The organism is Actinophytocola sp., from assembly GCF_036378875.1.
Classification (GTDB): domain Bacteria; phylum Actinomycetota; class Actinomycetes; order Mycobacteriales; family Pseudonocardiaceae; genus Actinophytocola.
This window is the reverse complement of record NZ_DASUVO010000093.1, coordinates 61,128-79,477: the sequence shown is the minus strand read 5'-3', so window position 1 is coordinate 79,477 and position 18,350 is coordinate 61,128. Positions and strand designations below refer to the sequence as shown.

At 69.1% G+C, this 18,350-nt stretch carries 16 protein-coding genes and 1 pseudogene; 9 read left to right on the top strand and 8 right to left on the bottom strand.

Going from position 1 to position 18,350, the window contains the following annotated elements; translation table 11 throughout:
* Nucleotides 1-35: 35 nt before the first annotated feature.
* The 4 genes from VF106_RS26895 to cimA all read left to right on the top strand — a co-directional run bounded on the left by VF106_RS26895 (nucleotide 36) and on the right by cimA (nucleotide 5,790).
* Nucleotides 36-1,085, top strand: a complete 1,050-nt coding sequence (locus tag VF106_RS26895; RefSeq protein ID WP_330842631.1) for a mechanosensitive ion channel family protein — start codon at nucleotides 36-38, stop codon at nucleotides 1,083-1,085.
* A 69-nt stretch (nucleotides 1,086-1,154) separates the two neighbouring features.
* Entirely contained in the window at nucleotides 1,155-2,753 is a 1,599-nt protein-coding gene (serA, locus tag VF106_RS26890) for a phosphoglycerate dehydrogenase (protein ID WP_330842630.1), read from the top strand.
* A 119-nt stretch (nucleotides 2,754-2,872) separates the two neighbouring features.
* Nucleotides 2,873-3,922 carry a 3-isopropylmalate dehydrogenase gene (locus VF106_RS26885; protein ID WP_330842629.1) on the top strand — a complete coding sequence of 350 codons (1,050 nt, stop codon included), beginning with the start codon at nucleotides 2,873-2,875 and terminating at the stop codon, nucleotides 3,920-3,922.
* Nucleotides 3,923-4,176: 254 nt separating this feature from the next.
* Nucleotides 4,177-5,790, top strand: a complete 1,614-nt coding sequence (gene cimA / locus VF106_RS26880; protein ID WP_330842628.1) for a citramalate synthase — start codon at nucleotides 4,177-4,179, stop codon at nucleotides 5,788-5,790.
* 427 nt (nucleotides 5,791-6,217) lie between these two features.
* On the opposite strand, the gene VF106_RS26875 is transcribed toward cimA, so the two are convergent.
* Both VF106_RS26875 and VF106_RS26870 read right to left on the bottom strand, forming a co-directional pair.
* Entirely contained in the window at nucleotides 6,218-6,874 is a 657-nt protein-coding gene (locus tag VF106_RS26875) for a S1 family peptidase (RefSeq protein WP_330842627.1), read from the bottom strand.
* A 12-nt stretch (nucleotides 6,875-6,886) separates the two neighbouring features.
* Nucleotides 6,887-7,519 (bottom strand): S1 family peptidase, encoded by a 633-nt coding sequence (locus VF106_RS26870; protein ID WP_330842626.1) that lies wholly within the window; start codon nucleotides 7,517-7,519, stop codon nucleotides 6,887-6,889.
* Between the two features lie 95 nt (nucleotides 7,520-7,614).
* On the opposite strand from VF106_RS26870, the gene VF106_RS26865 reads away from it, so the two are divergent.
* A complete protein-coding gene (locus VF106_RS26865) occupies nucleotides 7,615-8,385 on the top strand; it encodes a fumarylacetoacetate hydrolase family protein (protein ID WP_330842625.1) in 771 nt (256 codons plus the stop codon).
* A 90-nt stretch (nucleotides 8,386-8,475) separates the two neighbouring features.
* Nucleotides 8,476-9,444, top strand: a pseudogene (locus VF106_RS26860) (ATP-binding protein); the annotation flags it as partial.
* A 108-nt stretch (nucleotides 9,445-9,552) separates the two neighbouring features.
* On the opposite strand, the gene VF106_RS26855 reads toward VF106_RS26860, so the two are convergent.
* Together VF106_RS26855 and VF106_RS26850 are read right to left on the bottom strand one after the other, a co-directional pair.
* Complete coding sequence (locus VF106_RS26855; RefSeq protein ID WP_330842624.1) at nucleotides 9,553-10,530, bottom strand: lactonase family protein; 978 nt, start codon at nucleotides 10,528-10,530, stop codon at nucleotides 9,553-9,555.
* Between the two features lie 101 nt (nucleotides 10,531-10,631).
* Nucleotides 10,632-11,039, bottom strand: a complete 408-nt coding sequence (locus VF106_RS26850; protein WP_330842623.1) for a hypothetical protein — start codon at nucleotides 11,037-11,039, stop codon at nucleotides 10,632-10,634.
* Nucleotides 11,040-11,099: 60 nt separating this feature from the next.
* On the opposite strand from VF106_RS26850, the gene VF106_RS26845 reads away from it, so the two are divergent.
* Nucleotides 11,100-11,801: a methyltransferase gene (locus VF106_RS26845; RefSeq protein WP_330842622.1), complete on the top strand. Its 702-nt coding sequence runs from the start codon at nucleotides 11,100-11,102 to the stop codon at nucleotides 11,799-11,801.
* Here the strand turns inward: VF106_RS26845 and VF106_RS26840 are convergent.
* Genes VF106_RS26840 through VF106_RS26825 form a run of 4 tightly spaced genes read right to left on the bottom strand, consistent with a single transcriptional unit; the run spans nucleotide 11,778 to nucleotide 16,100 of the window.
* The gene (locus tag VF106_RS26840) at nucleotides 11,778-12,146 is read right to left on the bottom strand and encodes a VOC family protein (RefSeq protein ID WP_330842621.1); all 369 of its coding nucleotides are present in this window, start codon (nucleotides 12,144-12,146) and stop codon (nucleotides 11,778-11,780) included. The genes VF106_RS26845 and VF106_RS26840 overlap by 24 nt on opposite strands.
* A gap of 1 nt (nucleotide 12,147) precedes the next feature.
* Nucleotides 12,148-12,729, bottom strand: coding sequence for a pyridoxamine 5'-phosphate oxidase family protein (locus VF106_RS26835; RefSeq protein WP_330842620.1), 582 nt, complete (start codon nucleotides 12,727-12,729; stop codon nucleotides 12,148-12,150).
* A gap of 10 nt (nucleotides 12,730-12,739) precedes the next feature.
* Nucleotides 12,740-13,657 (bottom strand): SDR family NAD(P)-dependent oxidoreductase, encoded by a 918-nt coding sequence (locus VF106_RS26830; RefSeq protein ID WP_330842619.1) that lies wholly within the window; start codon nucleotides 13,655-13,657, stop codon nucleotides 12,740-12,742.
* Between the two features lie 55 nt (nucleotides 13,658-13,712).
* Entirely contained in the window at nucleotides 13,713-16,100 is a 2,388-nt protein-coding gene (locus VF106_RS26825; protein ID WP_330842618.1) for a Tex family protein, read from the bottom strand.
* A 178-nt stretch (nucleotides 16,101-16,278) separates the two neighbouring features.
* Here VF106_RS26825 and VF106_RS26820 point away from each other — a divergent pair, with 178 nt between their 5' ends.
* A complete protein-coding gene (locus tag VF106_RS26820; RefSeq protein WP_330842617.1) occupies nucleotides 16,279-16,755 on the top strand; it encodes a MarR family winged helix-turn-helix transcriptional regulator in 477 nt (158 codons plus the stop codon).
* 13 nt (nucleotides 16,756-16,768) lie between these two features.
* Nucleotides 16,769-18,349 (top strand): DHA2 family efflux MFS transporter permease subunit, encoded by a 1,581-nt coding sequence (locus VF106_RS26815; protein ID WP_330842616.1) that lies wholly within the window; start codon nucleotides 16,769-16,771, stop codon nucleotides 18,347-18,349.
* Nucleotide 18,350 lies beyond the last annotated feature (1 nt).

Genomic DNA, 18,350 nt, shown 5'->3' with positions numbered 1-18,350 from the left:
CGCCGAGCTTTTGTGTTCGCTCGAAAGGAGGTCTCGTGTCCGTCCAGTGGCCGCTCCTCGCTGTCACCGCCGGCGCGTTAAGCGTCTTCTTCGTTGTCGCGCACCTGCTTCGCCGCATGTTCCGGAAGCTCGGCCGGCACACCGTCGTCATGGCCGACCACACACATCACCCGTTCCGGTGGTTCGGTGCGACGGCCATCGTCCAGGCGACCATCGGCCGGGCGCTCAGCAGCGGCTGGCAGCACCTCATCACGCTGGTCCTCATCGCGACCGGCGCCTGGCTGCTCACCGGCGTCCTGACCGCGGTCGAGCGCACCGCGATGAGCCGGCTGCGCATCGGCGAGCCCGACAACCTCCGCGCCCGGCGTGCCCAGACCCAGCTCGCCGTCGTCCGGCGCTTCACCGTCGCCATCGTGGCCGTCCTCGCGCTAGGCGCGATGCTCATGACGTTCCCCGCGGCGCGGGCGGCCGGCACCAGCCTGCTCGCCTCGGCCGGCATCATCGGCGCCATCGCCGCGTTGGCCGCGCAGTCCTTGCTGGGCAACGTCTTCGCGGGTCTCCAGATGGCCTTCAGCGACGCGATTCGCATCGACGACGTGGTGATCGTGGAGGGTGAGTGGGGCCGCATCGAGGAGATCACCCTCACCTACGTGGTGGTCCACCTGTGGGACGACCGCCGCCTGGTCATGCCGACCTCGTACTTCATGTCCAAGCCGTTCGAGAACTGGACCCGCACGGGGTCCTGGCTGCTCGGCACCGTCGAGCTGGATCTCGACTGGACCGTCGACACCGACGGGATGCGTGCCGAGCTGGACGACATCCTGCGCGGCACCGAGCTGTGGGACGGCCGCACGAACGTCCTGCAGGTCGTCGACGCGACCAACTCGGTCGTCCGCGTGCGCGCACTCGTCAGCGCCAAGGACGCGCCCCTGCTGTGGGACCTCCGCTGTCTGGTCCGCGAACGGCTCGTGAAATGGATACAGGCCCATGAACCGGACAGCAGGCCTCGTATTCGGGTGGAGAGTGGTCGAACTCAGCTGTCGCCTCGCTCACCAGGTGAGGAAACGATTCAGGGAACCTCCTAGACTGCCCTCGGTTGGTTACAGCGCTGTAACCGCGTCACCAACAATCCGCGCAATCCGGGAGCCCGCGTCGTGACCCAGCAGCCTCGTCCCGTAGTCCTCATCGCCGAGAAGCTGGCGCCCTCGGTACTCGACGTGTTCGGAGACGAGGTCGAGGTCCGACACGTCGACGGCACCGACCGCCCCGCTCTCCTGTCCGCCGTCGCGCGGGCCGACGCGCTCCTGGTCCGGTCCGCCACCAAGGTCGACGCCGAGGTGCTGGCCGCCACGACCAGGCTGAAGGTCGTCGCCCGTGCGGGCGTCGGGCTCGACAACGTCGAGGTGCCGGCCGCCACGTCGCGCGGTGTGCTCGTCGTCAACGCGCCGACCTCCAACATCGTCTCGGCCGCCGAGCACGCCGTCGCGCTGCTGCTCGCCGCCGCGCGCCAGATCCCGGCCGCGCACGAGACGCTCCAGAACCACGAGTGGAAGCGCAGCAAGTTCTCCGGCGTGGAGATCAACGGCAAGACCGTCGGCGTCGTCGGCCTCGGCAAGATCGGCCAGCTGTTCGCGCTGCGCCTCGCCGCGTTCGGCGCCGAGCTCATCGCCTACGACCCGTACGTGTCGTCGGCCCGCGCCGCGCAGCTCGGCATCGAGCTCGTCACGCTCGACGAGCTGCTCGCCCGCGCCGACATCATCTCGGTCCACCTGCCCAAGACCCCCGAGACCAAGGGCCTGATCGGCGCCGACCAGCTGGCGAAGGTCAAGCCGGGCGTGATCATCGTCAACGCCGCCCGCGGTGGTCTGATCGACGAGCAGGCACTGGCCGACGCCGCCCGCGAGGGCCGCATCGGCGGCGCGGGCGTCGACGTGTTCAGCACCGAGCCCACCACAGAGAGCCCGCTGTTCGGTCTGCCCAACGTGGTCGTCACGCCGCACCTCGGCGCCTCGACCAGCGAGGCGCAGGACCGCGCCGGCACCGACGTGGCTCGCTCGGTGCTCCTGGCTCTGCGTGGCGACTTCGTGCCAGACGCGGTGAACGTGGCCTCCGGCGGTGTGGTCGGCGAGGAGGTGCGGCCCTACCTGCCGCTGACCCAGAAGCTCGGCCGCGTGCTGTCGGCGTTCTCGTCCAACCCACCGACGTCGGTGGCGGTGGAGGTGCGTGGCGAGCTGTCCAACGAGGACGTGTCCGTGCTTCCGCTCGCGGCGCTGCGCGGGGTGTTCTCCGGCCTGGTCGAGGACCCGGTGACGTTCGTCAACGCGACCCGGATCGCCGAGGAGTTCGGTGTCTCCGTCACGCTGAGCAAGGAGGCGGAGAGCCCCAACCACCGCAGCCTGGTCACGTTGCGCGCGGTCTACCCGGACGGCGACGCCCTGACCGTCGGCGGCACCGTCAGCGGCATCGCGGGCGTGGAGAAGGTCGTCGAGGTGCACGGCCGGTCGTTCGACCTGCGCGCCGAGGGCGTGAACCTGTTGCTGGAGTACGAGGACCGGCCGGGCGTCATGGGTGTCGTCGGCACGCTGCTCGGCAAGATCGGCATCAACATCGAGGCCGCGCAGATCAGCCAGATGAGTGACAGCGAGGACGCGGTGATGATCCTTCGCGTCGATCGCGCGGTCGACCCCGCGGTGCTGGAATCCATTGGCGCGTCGGTGCGCGCGACGATCATCCGCACGGTGGACTTCTCCTGAGCGGAGCTCGTCGCCCCACGCGACACCACCTAGTCGGGTGGCCAGCACGGGAGATCCGATGTCCTCCCGGTAACCTTCACGAACTACCAAGAGACAGCCCGAAACTCCGGGAGGTGTGCATGCGGCTCGCGGTGATCCCAGGTGACGGGATCGGGCCGGAAGTGATCGCCGAGGCACTCAAGGTGCTGAACGAGGTGGTGCCGGATGTCGAGGTCACGAAGTACGACCTTGGCGCGACGCGGTGGCACTCGACGGGCGAGCTGCTGCCGGAGTCGGTGCTCGGCGAGCTCAGGCAGCACGACGCCATTCTTCTCGGCGCCGTCGGCGACCCCTCGGTGCCGAGCGGCATCCTCGAGCGCGGACTGTTGCTGCGCCTGAGGTTCGAGCTCGACCACCACGTGAACCTGCGGCCAGCGCGGCTCTACCCGGGTGTGCAGAGCCCGCTCGCCAACCCGGGCGAGATCGACATGGTCGTGGTCCGGGAGGGCACGGAGGGTCTGTACGCCGGCAACGGTGGCCTCCTGCGCAAGGACACCCCGCACGAGATCGCCACCGAGGTCAGCGTCAACACGGCCTACGGTGTCGAGCGTGTCGTGCGGGACGCGTTCGCACGTGCGGTCGCCCGTCCGCGCAAACATCTGACGTTGGTGCACAAGACCAACGTGCTCACGCACGCCGGGTCGCTGTGGTCGCGGGTGGTGGAGGAGGTCTCGCTCCAGCACCCGGACGTGACGGTGTCCTACCAGCACATCGACGCGGCCACCATCCACATGGTGACCGACCCGAGCCGGTTCGACGTGATCGTCACGGACAACCTGTTCGGCGACATCCTGACCGACCTGGTCGCCGCGGTGACCGGCGGCATCGGGCTGGCGGCCAGCGGCAACATCGACATCACCCGCCGCAACCCGTCGATGTTCGAGCCGGTGCACGGCAGCGCACCGGACATCGCGGGCCAGGGCGTCGCCGACCCGACGGCGGCCGTCCTGTCGGTGGCCCTGTTGCTGGACCACCTCGGCGAGCACGAGGCGGCCCGCCGCATCGAGGCGTCGGTGGCCTTCGACCTGGCCACCAGGGACCACCCGTCCCCAGGCAACACCTACGCGATCGGTGACCGCCTTGCGGCGCTGGTCTCGTCGAACAACCCGACGACCAACGTCGAGCTGTAGCCAGTCCCGAAGGGCCCCTTCGAGTTCGGAGGGGCCCTTCGGCGTGTTCCCGGCATGTGGGAGCAATGGCCCGCGAATTGGTACTCGGCGGATCGCTGTGGCAGCATGCCACCGTGACCACCACTGCTGTGATCATTATCGACAAGCGCGTCGGGTAGCTCTGCTACACACCCGACGCGCCGACCTCTCGCACCCTGCGGGAGGTTTTTTTGTTGCCGCATAACGAAAAGCTCCGCTCAGAGGAAGGCACCGTCGTGAGCCGCACGACCCCGGCCGGCACCCCGCTCGGCGATTCGTTCCACGTGTTCGACACGACCCTTCGGGACGGTGCTCAGCGTGAGGGCGTCACGTACTCCGTGGCCGACAAGCTCGCCGTCGCGCGGCTGCTCGACGAGGTCGGCGTCGGCTTCATCGAGGGTGGCTGGCCGGGGGCGCTGCCCAAGGACACCGAGTTCTTCGCGAAGGCCCGTGAGCTCGATCTCAAGCACGCGGTGCTCGTCGCGTTCGGGTCGACCCGGCGGGCGGGCACGACCGCCGACCAGGACCCGCAGGTCCGTGCGCTGCTCGACTCACAGGCGCCGGTGATCACGCTGGTCGCCAAGTCCGACCGCCGGCACATCGAGCGTGCCCTGCGCACCGACGTCGACGAGGCGTGCGCGATGGTCCGGGACACGGTGGCGTTCCTGCGAAACGAGGGCCGGCGCGTGTTCCTCGACGCGGAGCACTTCTTCGACGGCTACACCCACGACCCGGACACCGCGCTGCGGGTCATCACGGCCGCGGTCGAGTCCGGTGCGGACGTCGCCGTGCTCTGTGACACCAACGGGGGACAACTGCCCCTCCAACTCGCCGACACGGTCGGTGAGGTGATCGCCCGCACGGGCTTCCGGGTGGGCATCCACTGCCAGGACGACACGGGGTGCGCGGTCGCGAACACGGTGGCCGCCGTGCAGGCAGGTGCCACCCACGTCCAGTGCACGGCCAACGGCTACGGCGAGCGCGCCGGCAACGCGGACCTGTTCGCGGTCGTCGGCAACCTCGTCACCAAGCTCGGCATGCCGGTCGTCCCCGCCGAGGCAGTGCCTGAACTGTCTCGGGTCTCGCATGCCCTTGCCGAGATCGCGAACATCGCACCCGACACCCACCAGGCTTACGTCGGGTCGTCAGCATTCGCTCACAAGGCGGGTCTGCACGCGAGCGCGATCAAGGTGGATCCGTTGTTGTACAACCACATCGATCCATCTCTCGTCGGCAACGACATGCGGGTGCTGGTGACCGAGATGGCCGGCCGGGCCAGCCTCGAGCTCAAGGGACGCGAGCTCGGGGTCGACCTGGCCGGCCAGCCGGAGGCGCTGAACTCGGCCGTGCGCAAGGTGAAGGAGCTGGAGTCGCGCGGCTGGTCGTTCGAGGCCGCGGACGCCTCGCTGGAACTGCTGCTGCGCCACGAACTGTCCGAGAACGACGAGCCACCGTTCGTCCTGGAGTCCTACCGCGTGATCCTCGACCACAGCGTCGAGGGCACCGTGGTCTCGGAAGCGACGGTCAAGCTCCACGTCGACGGTCAGCGCGTACTCGCGACCGCGGAAGGCAACGGCCCGGTCCACGCGCTGGATGCCGCACTACGCAAGGCATTACTGCCGCACCTGCCGTGGCTGGCCGCCGTCCAGCTCACCGACTACAAGGTCCGCATCCTCGTCGACCACCCCGGCACCGACGCGGTCACCCGCGTCCTGGTCGAATCCAGCGACGGCGAACGCGAATGGACCACGGTCGGCGTGCACGGCAACATCGTCGAGGCGAGCTGGCTAGCCCTGTGCGACGCACTCGTCCACAAGGCGATGCGGACAAGAGTGAGCGTGGTGGGTTAGGAGGCGGTGTCCTGAAGGTGCCCCTTGGGACGTTGAGCCTCGATCCACCGATGATCGTGTCGGGTGCCGCGTCGCGAAGGACGCGTTGGGGACATGGCTGGTGTCATGAAAGACGCGATGGGGACGTTCAACGACATGAGCGCGTCTTTCGAGACGTTGCCCGCAGTGTGAACGCGCCATTCGTGCGCGGCCAGCGCGACGTGAGCTGTGTGGTGAAGGAGCCTTCCTCACGCTGGCGGTGATGGAGGACGCCTTCCTCGCATGGCCGCCGTCCGAAGACGCCACCGCCCGTGACGCCAGGCGGTTTCGGGCGCTTCGCGCCCAGAAACCGCGCAGCGAGTCCACCGGGCCGCACTCCGAGCCACCAAGACCATCGGTGGATCTGGGTTGACCGCCCCTGAAGGGCACCATCGAGGCATTGGCACGGTCAGGCCACGATCAGTTTCAGCCCGTACCTGTTCAGGATCGGGGTGATCGGCAGGTAGTAGCTGGAGCCGAAGGTGCAGATGTTGCCGCCGCCCAGTGGGACGCCCTGTGCCTGGTCGCCGGTGATGAAGGCCGCGCCGAGGTTGGTGCCGATGCAGATGTCGTTCTCGGTCAGGTTGGTCGCCGGGCCCCACGGGAACGCGTAGGTCTGGCCGACGGCGGTGACGGTGCCGCACGTGAGCCCCACCCTGGGGTCGGCGTGGCACACCGGCCCGCCGACCGGGGTTTCCTTCCACCCCTTGAGGACGATCTTCGAATTCCCCGCCGGCACCCACGGCACCAGCTCCCAACTCCTGGTCACCTGAACGATGACGTAGCCGTTGTACGGGAACGGCACGGCGACGACGGGTCCGACGTAGGGCCAGTCCCCGTTGACCTCGGTGTGCATGTCGCCGCCGGTGCAGGTCGGGCCGGCGATCAGGTAGTCGTCGACGCCGTTGGTCGCGGCGAACGCCGCCGTGCACTGTTGGCTGGTGCCGCCCAGCGGGTCGAACAGCACCGCGCCGCTGCCCAACGGGAGCGGCGCGGCCTGCGCGGCGCCCGGCACGCCGAGCACGCAACCGAGCAGAACGGCCACGACGGCCATGAGTCTTCGCATGATGAACTCCCTTCAGCCGGTGAACACGGTGAGTCCGTACGCGGTGAGGATCGGCCGGATCGGCAGGAAGTAGCTGACCCCGTTCGTCGTGCACGTGGTGCCGCCGAGGGGGATGCCCTGTGCCTGGTCGCCGCTGACGAAGGCGATGGCCGTGCCGGGCTGCATGCAGATGTTCGTCCTGGTCAGGCCGTTGATCGTGCCCTCGGGGAACGTGACGGTCTGGTTCTTGGCGGTGATGACGCCGCACCGCTGGCCGAACGAGCGGTCGAGCAGGCACACCATGCCGCCGACCGGGGCCTCGGTGGCGCCGCGGACGATGTACTGCGTGCTGCCGAGCGAGATCCAGGGCACGAGCGTCCACGCGGCGGTGTTGGTGAGCCGCACGACCGTGGCGCCGCCGCTCGCGGAGCTCGAGATCACCGGGCCGACGGGAACGTTGTTGCCGCTGAACATCTGCGTGCCGATCGTGGCGCACCGCGGCCCGGCGATGAGATAGCCCGTCGCGTCCCGTGTGGCCGCGAAGGCCGTGGTGCAGCGGAAGCTCGCGGTGTGCAGGACGCTGCCGCCACCGATCGGGGCGGCCGCCGCGGCGGCGGGAGTCGTGCCGAGCAGGAGGAGTAGGAGGACAGCCGCGATCACACGCATGGTCGGCTCCGGTGCGTAGCAGGGTGACTACCGACACAACCAGGTCGGTGCATGGCTGGCAATCGGCCGAAAGCGGGCTCAGTAGGCTGCCGGTCGTGCGTATAGCTCGAATTGCTCATCCAGGTGGAGTCGCGTTCGTCACCGTCGAGGGGGAGGGTGACGACCTCACGGCCCGCGAGGTCGCCGACCACCCGTTCGGCAACCCCACCTTCACCGGCAAGTCCTGGCCGATGGCCGATGTGCGCCTGCTGGCGCCGATCCTGCCGTCCAAGGTCGTCTGCATCGGCAAGAACTACGCCGACCACGCCCGTGAGATGGGCGGCGAGCCGCCGGCCGACCCGGTGATGTTCCTCAAGCCGTCCACGTCGGTGATCGGCCCGCACGCGGCGATCAAGCTGCCGAAGGACTCGTCCCGGGTGGACTTCGAGGGTGAGCTGGTCGCCGTGATCGGCCGCCCGTGCCGCGACGTGACGGCGGCGCAGGCATCGAGCGTGATCCTGGGCTACACCATCGCCAACGACGTCACCGCCAGGGACCACCAGAAGGCCGACGGCCAGTGGACCCGGGGCAAGGGCCACGACACGTTCTGCCCACTCGGCCCCTGGATCGACACCGCGGTCGACCCGGCGGACCTGGCGATCAGCACGAGCCTGGACGGCGAGACCAAACAGGACTCACGGACGTCGCTGCTGCTGCACGACGTGCCCACGCTGGTGGAATGGGTCTCGCGGGTGATGACCCTGCTGCCCGGCGACGTCATCCTGACCGGCACCCCGGCCGGCGTCGGGCCGATGACCGCGGGACAGCAGGTGTCGATCACCGTCGAGGGCATCGGCACGCTGACCAACCCGGTGGAGAGCCGCTGACCAACGAGCGGCCAGATCACCACCAACTCTCCGGCCATCTGACCACGACCCGTGCGTCCAACTGACCATTGATCTTGCTTCTCGGACAGAATGGGCGCCGAGGACGACCCGACAGGGTTCGTCGACCACGGCGGGCTCATGGTCATCGACGAGATACAACTCGTCCCGGAGCTGTTGAGGCCGATCAAGGTCACGGTCGACCTGGACCCGACCCCCGGCCGGTTCCTCCTGACCGGTTCGTCCCGCGTGCTGGCACTGCGGACGCTGCCCGACGCGCTACCGGGCCGCATGGAGGTCATCGAGCTGTGGCCCCTCTCGCAGGGCGAGATCAACGGCGAGCCCGACCGGTTCGTGGACGCCGCCTTCCGGCACGGTCCGGCAATCGAGCATTCGTCCGAGCTGCGGCGCCGTGACTACCTGGACCGGATCGTGGTCGGCGGCTTTCCCGAGGCGCTTCGTCGCGTGCCACGGCGCCGCACCGCGTTCTTCGACTCCTACCTGTCGACCCTGATCGAGCGGGACGTTCTGCAGGTGTCGAACATCGAGCGCCGCGGTGACCTGCTCACGTTGCTCGGCATGCTGGCCGGTCGCACCAGCGGCCTGCTGGTCCCGGCCGCGCTGGCCGGCCAGACCGGTCTGTCGAGAAGCACCCTGGTGCGGTATCTGGAACTGCTGTCGTCGGTGTTCCTCATCAAGCGGGTCCCGGCGTGGTCGTCCGGGCAGACGCGGCGCGCGGTCGGCACGCCCAAGCTGGCCTTCGTCGACACGGGCATCGCGAGCCACCTGATCGGCCAGGACGCCGTGCGGCTGGGCGAACCGGGCGGCGCGGCCGGTCCCATGATGGAGAACTTCGTCGTCATGGAACTGGCCAGGCAGCTGACGTGGTCCGACACGCGCGCCCGGCTCTACCACTACCGCACGAAGGACAAGGACAAGGACAAGGTCGAGGTCGACGCCGTGCTGGAAACCCCGGACGGCCGGGTGGTCGGTGTGGAGGTGAAGGCGGGCGCGACGGTACGCACCGCCGACCTGAGCGGCCTGCGGAACCTGGCCAACCTCCTCGGCGACCGTTTCGTCGCCGGTCCACTACACAGGCCAGCAGACGTTGCCGTTCGGCGAAAAGATCCGTGCCCTACCGGTCGATGCCCTGTGGCGCCTCTGAGTCCGTCAGCGGACGAGTACGTAGGTCGGGGTGCCGGTCGGGAAGCGCACCGCTTCGCCGCCGCCGGTCGGGAACGCCACGATGGCGTCGTCCTTCTGGGCGGCCACGTACACGGTGTCGTCGGCGATCGTGAAGTGGCGGGGAAACGCGCCGCACGGGTGGTCGGCCAGGGCCACCGGCTCCTCGCCAGAGATGTCGAACTCCGTGACGCAGTCCGGGTTGCGGTTCGACACGTACAGGCGGTCGCCGCGGATTTCCAGGTGTGCCACCCAGTTCGGCTTCTCGGTGTAGGGCACCTTGGTCGCGGGGACCGTCGTCAGCGGGGTGAGCCGGCCGTCCGCACTCTCGCGGACGACCACCACCGTGCCGCCCAGTTCGCCCGCCACATAGGCGAGATCGGTGCCGGGGCGGCGAACCAGCTGGCGCGGACCGGTGGCTGGCGGCATCGCCGACACGGACAACGGCGACAACTTTCCCTTGTCCGACAACGTGTACGCGCTGATCTCGTCCGTGCCCAGGTCGACAACGTGCACGAGCTCGTCGCGGACGACCGACATGTGGACGTGGGCGGCTTCCTGGCGGTCGGTGACCGGGCCGCTGCCCTCGTGCCGCACGAGGTCGGTCTGGCCCGTGATCCGGCCGTCCGGGGCGAGCGCGAACACCGACAGGTTGCCGCTGGAGTAGTTGCTGCACAACAGGTGCCGGCCGTCCACGCTGACGGACAGGTGGCACGGGTCCGCGCCGTCCGAGGAGATCGTGCCGAGGATCTCGAGGTCCGTCGACACCGCCGTGATCGCGCCGTCGGCGGACTCGTTCGTCGCGTACACGACCGGTGCGGTCGGATGCGCGGTGAGCCACGACGGGGACGTCATGGCGAGCGAGCGGTCCGGCGTCAGCTCACCGGAAGCGCCGCGGCGGAACGTGCTGATCCCGACACCGTTACCGCCGGTGGCGGACGTGTAGCTACCGACCCAGACATCCATGCGGCTCAACCTAAACCATGACGCTCCCAACCGTCGCGGGCGGAACCCGACCTGGTGCGGGCTGCGTGACTACTTCGCGTCCTGACCGGAAGCTGCCGTCGTCACTCGTAGGACCAGTGACCCGCCGGGGCCGGCACGTTGGTGAGCCAGTCGCGGACCTCCGGCCGGGACAGCATGGTGATCACCGCGTAGCCGAGTGCGATGTTCGTGATGCCGGCCGGCGTGCCGGTGGTCACCAGCGACACCAACCCGCTGACCATCGCGAGGACCTCGACGCCCAGGACCGGGTAGCGGGCCCACGGGTTGCGCAGCACCAGGAACAACGCGCTCACCGCCAGCACGGCCGACGCCAGCAGCGAGAACCAGACCACGAAGTGCAGCAGCCCGGTGCCCTGCCGACCGCTGATCGCGTACAGCAGCACCGTGCCGCCGAACACGTTCAGGATGATCTGCACGAACAGGATCGCGAGGACCCCCCACAGGTAGTTCGGCAGCGCGCGTCTCCCCATGGCTCGCACGGTGCCAAATTCGCCGGCGCCGGCACAAGGGCGGTCGTTACCGTGCCGATCATGAGCGACTACCGACCGTCGTTGTCCGAAGAGGACGCCGCGCGGATCAGGGGATGGCACGACGCCGCCTACGCGTCGATGAGGTCGGCGCCAGAGGAGACGGTCGACTACCTCGGGCTCTCGATCGTGGTGCCGCCCGGCGTCTTCCCGCCGACCGCCGTCGCCGACCTGCTCGGCAACGCGGTGCTGGCCGAGGTGCGTGACACCGACCGGGTGCTCGACATGGGCACGGGGTCGGGCGTCAACGCGATCCTCGCCGCGTCGCGGTCCACCGACGTGCTCGCCGTCGACCTCAACCCCACCGCGGTGGCCGCCGCCACCGCGAACGCCGCCAGGAACGGGGTCGCGGACCGGGTCACCGTCCTGGAGAGCGACGTCTTCGACGCGGTGTCCGGGCGGTTCGACCTGATGGTCTTCGACCCGCCGTTCCGCTGGTTCGCTCCCCGCGACCTGCTGGAGGCGAGCATCGCCGACGAGAACTACGGCGCGATGACCCGGTTCGTCCGGTCGGCCGGCGACTTTCTCGCACCAGGGGGCCGAATCCTGATGTTCTTCGGCACCTCGGGCGACCTCGACTACCTGTACCGGCTGATCGACGAGAACGGGCTCAGCCGGACGATCGTCGCCAGCCGGGAACTGGTCAAGCCGGAGATGACCGTCCAGTACCACACGCTGCGGTTAGAACGGGATGTTGGCCGTTAGGCAGAAAGGGTGCCCGGCCGGATCGAAATAGACACGCCACTGGTCCGGTCGCGGTTGCTCTTCTGCCTTGCGGGCACCGAGCCGCAGCGCCTCGGCCTCCGCCTCCTCCAGGTCGCGCACGGCCAGGTCGAGGTGGAGTTGCTTCGGTGTCGAGCCGTCCGGCCAGGTCGGCGGCGTGTAGTCCGGCACCCGGACCGTCCCGACCATGATCGTGTCGGTCTGGACGACGCACACCTGCTCGGTGCGCATGACGACGGTGCCGCCCAGCAACGCCGCCCAGAACTCGGCGAGCGGTATCGGGTCCGCGCAGTCGAGACCGGCCAGCGCGAGGCGTGCGACCGCCATGTCACGCCGTCCGCTCGGGAAGGGGCAACGGCAGGGCCGGTAGGCCGTCGATGCTGGCGTGGTTGGTCGGCTTGCCGTCGCAGTACGCCGCGAACTCCTTGTCCGACTTGCGTTCGAAGTACTGCGCGTGCTGGGTGCGTTCCTCGCGATAGTCCATGAACGGCACGGCGAACCCACAGCTGTCGCTGACCATGACCGCCTCGATGAGGATGATGGCCCGCGCACCCGGGCCGTCGGCGGACACGAAGTGACCGATCAGCTCCGGCCAGCGCGGGTCGTCGCGGAAGATCGGGGTGCCGTGACCGTGTATCCGCAGCACCTTCGGCGGGCCGGCGAACGCGCACCACATCAGCGTGATGCGGCCGTTCTCCCGCAGGTGCGCGATGGTCTCGGCGTGACTGCCGCCGAAGTCCAGGTATGCCAGCGTGTGCTCGTCGAGCACGACGAGCGTGCCCTCCCGCCCCTTCGGTGACAGGTTGACGTGCCCGTCACCGGCCAGCGGTGCGGACGCCACGAAGAACACCTTCTGCTCCTCGACGAACGCCCGCAGCCGCGGCGTGAGCCCCTCGTAAACCTTTCCCATACAGGCGAACCTACCTGGTCAGCTCCTCGGACAGCGCCCACAGACGAGCGGCGGCAGCCGGATCGACGGCGTAGTCCCGCACGCCCGCCTCCATCGTGTCGGAGTCGGTCAGCTCGGCGACGTCGCAGTCCTCCAGGTACAGGCCGCCCAGGTCGGCCAGCTGGGGTGAGGTCGCGGCCCACACCTGTGTCGCCGCGCCCTGCTCCGGCGACTTGAACAGCGGGTCGACGACGTTGCCGTGCTCGTCGATCCAGCCGGCAGCCACGCGCTCCCCGTGCTCGACGTGCCGCGCCAGCTCGGTGAGGATGCGGCCGGGATGGACGGCGAACGACCGCACTCCCAGCGCGTCGAGGTGCACCGCGAACAGGACGTTGGCGGTCTTGGACTGGCCGTATGCCTGCCACCTGTCGTAGCCGCGGGTGAAGTGGAGGTCGTCCCAGCGGATGTCGGCGGCCTGGTGCCCGGACGAGGAGACCGACACGACACGCGCGTCGTCGGTGAAGGCGGGCCGCAGCAGGTTCACGAGCGTGAAGTGGCCGAGATGGTTGGTGGCGAACTGCATTTCCCAGCCAGGCCCGACCCGCGTCTCGGGCGCCGCCATGATCCCCGCGCTGTTGATCATGATGTCGATGCGGCGACCCGAGTCGAGGAACCGCTGTGCGAACGCCCGCACGCTGGCCTGGTCGGCGAGGTCGAGCTGGTCCACCTCGGCGTCGACGGCCTGACGGGCCAACTCCGGCCGGCGGGCCGGCACCACGACGTGCGCGCCGGCCTTCGCCAGCGCGCGTGCCGTCGGCAACCCGATGCCGGAGTAGCCCCCCGTGACGATCGCGAGCTTGCCGGACAGGTCGACATCGGCCAGCACCTCGTCCGCCGTGCTGTCGAAACCGAACCCGGAACCGATCTTGTGTTGTTGCTCCTTCGTCATGTCACCGACGCTAGAACCTGGTGCGCGCTCCAGGTCAAAGGTGAGGACGGCCACGTCAGTTGGGCTTGTACCCCGCCCGCCGCAGTGCCTCCGCCATCGCGCCGCCGCCACCGGAGTCCTGGCGCTGCCCACCGCGACGCTGCTGCTGACCGCCACGCTGACCGCCGCCGCCGTTGCCGCGTTGACCGCCGCCGCCACGCTGGCCGCCGCCTCCGCCGCCTCCGCCGCGTTGCTGCTGGCCGCGGTCGCGGGTCTCCTCGTCCAGCCGCAGCGTCAGCGAGATCCGCTTGCGGGGGATGTCGACCTCGAGCACCTTCGCGCGCACGATGTCCCCGGACTTGACCACCTCGCGGGGGTCCTTGACGAAGTTCCGCGACAGCTGCGAGACGTGCGCGAGCCCGTCGCAGTGCACACCGATGTCGATGAACGCGCCGAACGCGGCCACGTTGGTGACCACGCCCTCCAGCACCATGCCGACCTTCAGGTCGTTCAGGGTGTGCACGGCGTCGTTGAAGGACGCGGTCTTGAACGCCGGCCGGGGGTCGCGGCCCGGCTTGTCCAGCTCGGCCAGGATGTCGGTGACCGTCGGCAGACCGAACGTCTCGTCGACGAACTCCGCCGGCTTCAACGACTTCAGCGTCTTCGTGTTGCCGATCAGCTCGGCCAGCTCCAGCCCCGTCGACGTCACGATCCGCCGCACGACCGGGTAGGCCTCCGGGTGCACGCTGGACGAGTCGAGCGGGTCGTCGCCGTTGGGGATGCGCAGGAAGCCCGCGCACTGCTCGAACGCCTTCGGGCCCAGCTTCGGGACGTTCCTCAGCGCCGTGCGTGACCGGAACGGCCCGTTGGCGTCGCGGTGCGACACGATGCTGGCCGCCAGCGAGGATCCGATGCCGGACACCCGCGTCAGCAGCGGCACGGACGCCGTGTTGAGGTCGACGCCGACGCCGTTCACACAGTCCTCGACCACCGCGTCCAGCGAGCGGGACAGCTTGGTCTCCGAGATGTCGTGCTGGTACTGCCCGACGCCGATGGACTTCGGGTCGATCTTCACCAGCTCGGCTAGCGGGTCCTGGAGGCGTCGCGCGATCGACACCGCGCCACGCAGCGAGACGTCCAGGTTCGGCAGCTCCTGTGACGCGTACGCCGACGCCGAGTACACCGACGCGCCCGCCTCGGACACCATCACCTTGGTGAGCTTGAGCTCCGGGCTCTTCGCGAGCAGCTCGGCGGCCAGCTTGTCGGTCTCGCGGGACGCCGTGCCGTTGCCGATGGCGATCAGCTCGACGTCGTGCGCCTTGGCCAAAGCGTGCAGCTTGACCAGCGACTCGTCCCAGCGCTTGGCCGGCGCGTGCGGGTAGATGGTGTCGGTGGCGACGACCTTGCCGGTGGCGTCCACGATCGCGACCTTCACACCTGTGCGCAGGCCGGGGTCGAGCCCCATGGTGGAACGGGTGCCGGCGGGCGCGGCGAGCAGGAGGTCACGCAGGTTGGTGGCGAACACGCGCACCGCCTCGTCCTCGGCCGCCTGCCGCAGCCGGGCGCGCAGGTCGACGCCGAGGTGCACGATGACGCGGGTACGCCACGCCCACCGCACGGTGTCGCCGAGCCACTTGTCGGCCGGCCTGCCCTGGTCGTCGATGCCGAACCGCGCGGCGATCCGCACCTCGTACTCGGACGGGCCGGGTGGCTGCTCGTCGTCCGGGTGTGGGTCGAGCGTCAGCTCCAGCATCTCCTCCTTCTCGCCGCGGAACATGGCGAGGATGCGGTGCGAGGGGAGCTTGGTGAACGGTTCGGAGAAGTCGAAGTAGTCGGTGAACTTCGCGCCGGCCTCCTCCTTGCCGGAGCGGACCTTGGCGACCAGGCGACCCTGGTCCCACATCCGCTCACGCAGCCCGCCGATCAGGTCGGCGTCCTCGCTGAACCGCTCGACGAGGATGTCGCGTGCGCCCGTCAGCGCGGCCTGCACGTCCGCGACGCCCTTGTCGGCGTCGACGAACACCGCGGCGGCGGCCTGCGGGTCGGTGTCGGGGTTGGCCAGCAGCCCGTCGGCGAGTGGCTCGAGACCGGCCTCGCGGGCGATCTGGGCCTTGGTGCGCCGCTTCGGCTTGTAGGGGAGGTAGATGTCCTCCAGGCGCGCCTTGGAGTCGGCGGCCATGATCTGCTTGGTGAGCTCGTCGGTCAGCTTGCCCTGGCTGTTGATCGACTCGAGGATCGCGCCGCGCCGCTCCTCCAGCTCGCGCAGGTACCGGAGGCGTTCTTCCAGGGTGCGGAGCTGGGCGTCGTCCAGCGCCCCGGTGACCTCCTTGCGGTACCGGGCGATGAAGGGGACGGTCGAGCCGCCGTCGAGCAGCTCCACAGCGGAGCGGACCTGCCGCTCGGCGACGCCGAGTTCCTCGGCGATGCGCAGGAAGACGGACGGGGGAGTGGCCGTGGCTGTCACGGGTGAGCATTCTGCCCGGCGCCCCTGACACCCGAACGGCCTGGCAGGTGTTTCCGGGAGCAACCAACTTGGCTCGTTGCGTTAAGTCACCGCAACGGTGGCCGGATTACGCCGATAGAGTAATGAGACGCCGAACACAGTCACTTGCAGTTAGTTGCGTCGGTGCGATGATTGTACCGTGCAACTAACGCCGGTCACGTCGGTCGAGAGCGTCACCGATCAGGTGATGGACTTCCTCTCTCGGCTGAAGAAGAGCGGAGAGGCGCACATATTGGGTGTCGCGCGAGGACTCGACCTGTCATTCTCCCAGATGCGGGCCCTGTTTGTGCTCTACGACTGCCACGACGAACTGGCTGTCCACGAGTTGGCCACGCGGCTCGGGCTGTCGATGGCGACCGCCGGACGAGCCGTCCAGGGGTTGGTCAGGACGGACATGGTCACGCGCCGGGAGGACACGCACGATCGCAGGGTCAAACGAGTTCGCCTGTCCGAGCACGGTCGGGGCTTCGTCAACGGGCTTCTACAGGCACACCGCGACGCGGTACGCGAATGTCTCGAGTCGCTGAGCGACGACGAGCGGGACCGACTTTCACAGGCACTGCTGCCGATTCTCGCTCGCGGGGACATGCCGCCCGCAACAACAACTGGCTGTTAACGAGGGGATACTTGTGACTGAAGCGCTTCCGCCGATCACCTCGGCGAGCGGTTCGGGCTCGGAGAAGCTCGACCGCAGAGTGCTGGCCATCGGCTCGGTGGTCGTCCTGGGCGCGATCATGGCGATGCTCGACATCACCGTCGTGAACGTCGCCATCGACCACCTGATCGGTGAGTTCAACACCACGCTGGACACGATCCAGTGGGTGGCCACCGGCTACACGCTGGCACTCGCCACCGTCATCCCGCTGTCCGGATGGGCCGCGGACCGGTTCGGCACCAAACGGATCTACCTGCTCGCGGTGTTCCTGTTCATGCTCGGCTCGGCGGCCGCGGGGTCGGCATGGTCGGTCGAGTCGCTGATCTTCTTCCGGGTCCTGCAGGGCCTCGGCGGCGGCATGCTGATGCCGATCGGCATGACGATCCTGACCAAGGCAGCCGGACCCGAGCGGGTCGGCCGGGTCATGTCCGTGATCGGCGTGCCGATGCTGCTCGGCCCGATCGTGGGCCCGATCCTGGGTGGCTGGCTCGTCGACGACGTGTCGTGGCGCTGGATCTTCTTCCTGAACGTGCCGGTGGGCATCGTGACGCTGTTCCTCGGCTCGCGGATCCTGGAGAAGGACGAGCCGAGGCCGGCGGAGAGGCTCGACGTGGTCGGCCTGCTCCTGCTGTCGCCGGGGCTCGCCGCGCTGATCTACGGCCTCGCGAAGGTGCCGGCGAACGGCGGCGTCGACAGCCCGGAGGTGTACCTGCCGGCGGGTGTCGGCGCCGTGCTGGTGGCGGCGTTCATCTGGCACGCCTCCCGTACCCGGAACGCGCTGATCGACCTGAAGCTGTTCCGCGACCGGGGTTTCACCGTGGCGTCGGTGTCCATGGTGCTGTTCGTGGTCGCGTTCTTCGGCGCGATGCTGCTCTTCCCGCTGTACTTCCAGCAGGTACGCGGTGAGGGCGCACTGGCCGCCGGCCTGCTGCTCGCACCGCAGGGCATCGGCGCGATGCTGATGATGCCGCTCTCGGGCCTGATCGTGGACAAGTACGGCTCGGCGCGCATCGCGCAGGCCGGCATCGTCGTGATCGTCGCCTGCATGGTGCTGTTCACCCAGCTCGAGGCGGACACCTCGTACCTGCTGATCGGGGCCGACCTGTTCGTGATGGGCCTCGGCATGGGGTGCACGATGATGCCGATCATGTCCGCGGCGCTGAAGACGCTGAAGCAGGAGGACGTGGCTCGCGCGTCGACGAGCCTGAACATCATCCAGCAGGTGGCGGCGTCGATCGGCACCGCGCTGCTGTCGGTGCTGTTGTTCAACGCCACCAAGGACAAGATGGCGCCTCTGATGGAGGCGGCGGCCGCCCAGGGCACCCCGCCGCCGGCGGCCGGCTCGATCAGCGAGCTGCCGGAGCCCGTCCGCACACAGGTGGCCTCGCTGCTCGCGGACGCGTACTCGTCCACGTTCGTGTGGGCGCTGATCCTGCTGGCTGTGGCGTTCCTGCCGGCGCTGCTCCTGCCCCGCGGCAAGGGCACCCCGGCCGCCCCGGCCGAGGAGGCCGCCGAGCCGACCCCGGAGCCGGAGCCGGCCGCCGACCGAGGCTGAG

Bases quoted from the DNA above. Each gene is read 5' to 3' on its own strand.
- VF106_RS26885 (WP_330842629.1), top strand. From the start codon at position 2,873: ATGCGGCTCGCGGTGATCCCAGGTGACGGGATCGGGCCGGAAGTGATC.
- VF106_RS26875 (WP_330842627.1), bottom strand. From the start codon at position 6,874: ATGCGAAGACTCATGGCCGTCGTGGCCGTTCTGCTCGGTTGCGTGCTC.
- VF106_RS26870 (WP_330842626.1), bottom strand. From the start codon at position 7,519: ATGCGTGTGATCGCGGCTGTCCTCCTACTCCTCCTGCTCGGCACGACT.
- VF106_RS26855 (WP_330842624.1), bottom strand. From the start codon at position 10,530: ATGGATGTCTGGGTCGGTAGCTACACGTCCGCCACCGGCGGTAACGGT.
- VF106_RS26850 (WP_330842623.1), bottom strand. From the start codon at position 11,039: ATGGGGAGACGCGCGCTGCCGAACTACCTGTGGGGGGTCCTCGCGATC.
- VF106_RS26845 (WP_330842622.1), top strand. From the start codon at position 11,100: ATGAGCGACTACCGACCGTCGTTGTCCGAAGAGGACGCCGCGCGGATC.
- VF106_RS26840 (WP_330842621.1), bottom strand. From the start codon at position 12,146: ATGGCGGTCGCACGCCTCGCGCTGGCCGGTCTCGACTGCGCGGACCCG.
- VF106_RS26835 (WP_330842620.1), bottom strand. From the start codon at position 12,729: ATGGGAAAGGTTTACGAGGGGCTCACGCCGCGGCTGCGGGCGTTCGTC.
- VF106_RS26830 (WP_330842619.1), bottom strand. From the start codon at position 13,657: ATGACGAAGGAGCAACAACACAAGATCGGTTCCGGGTTCGGTTTCGAC.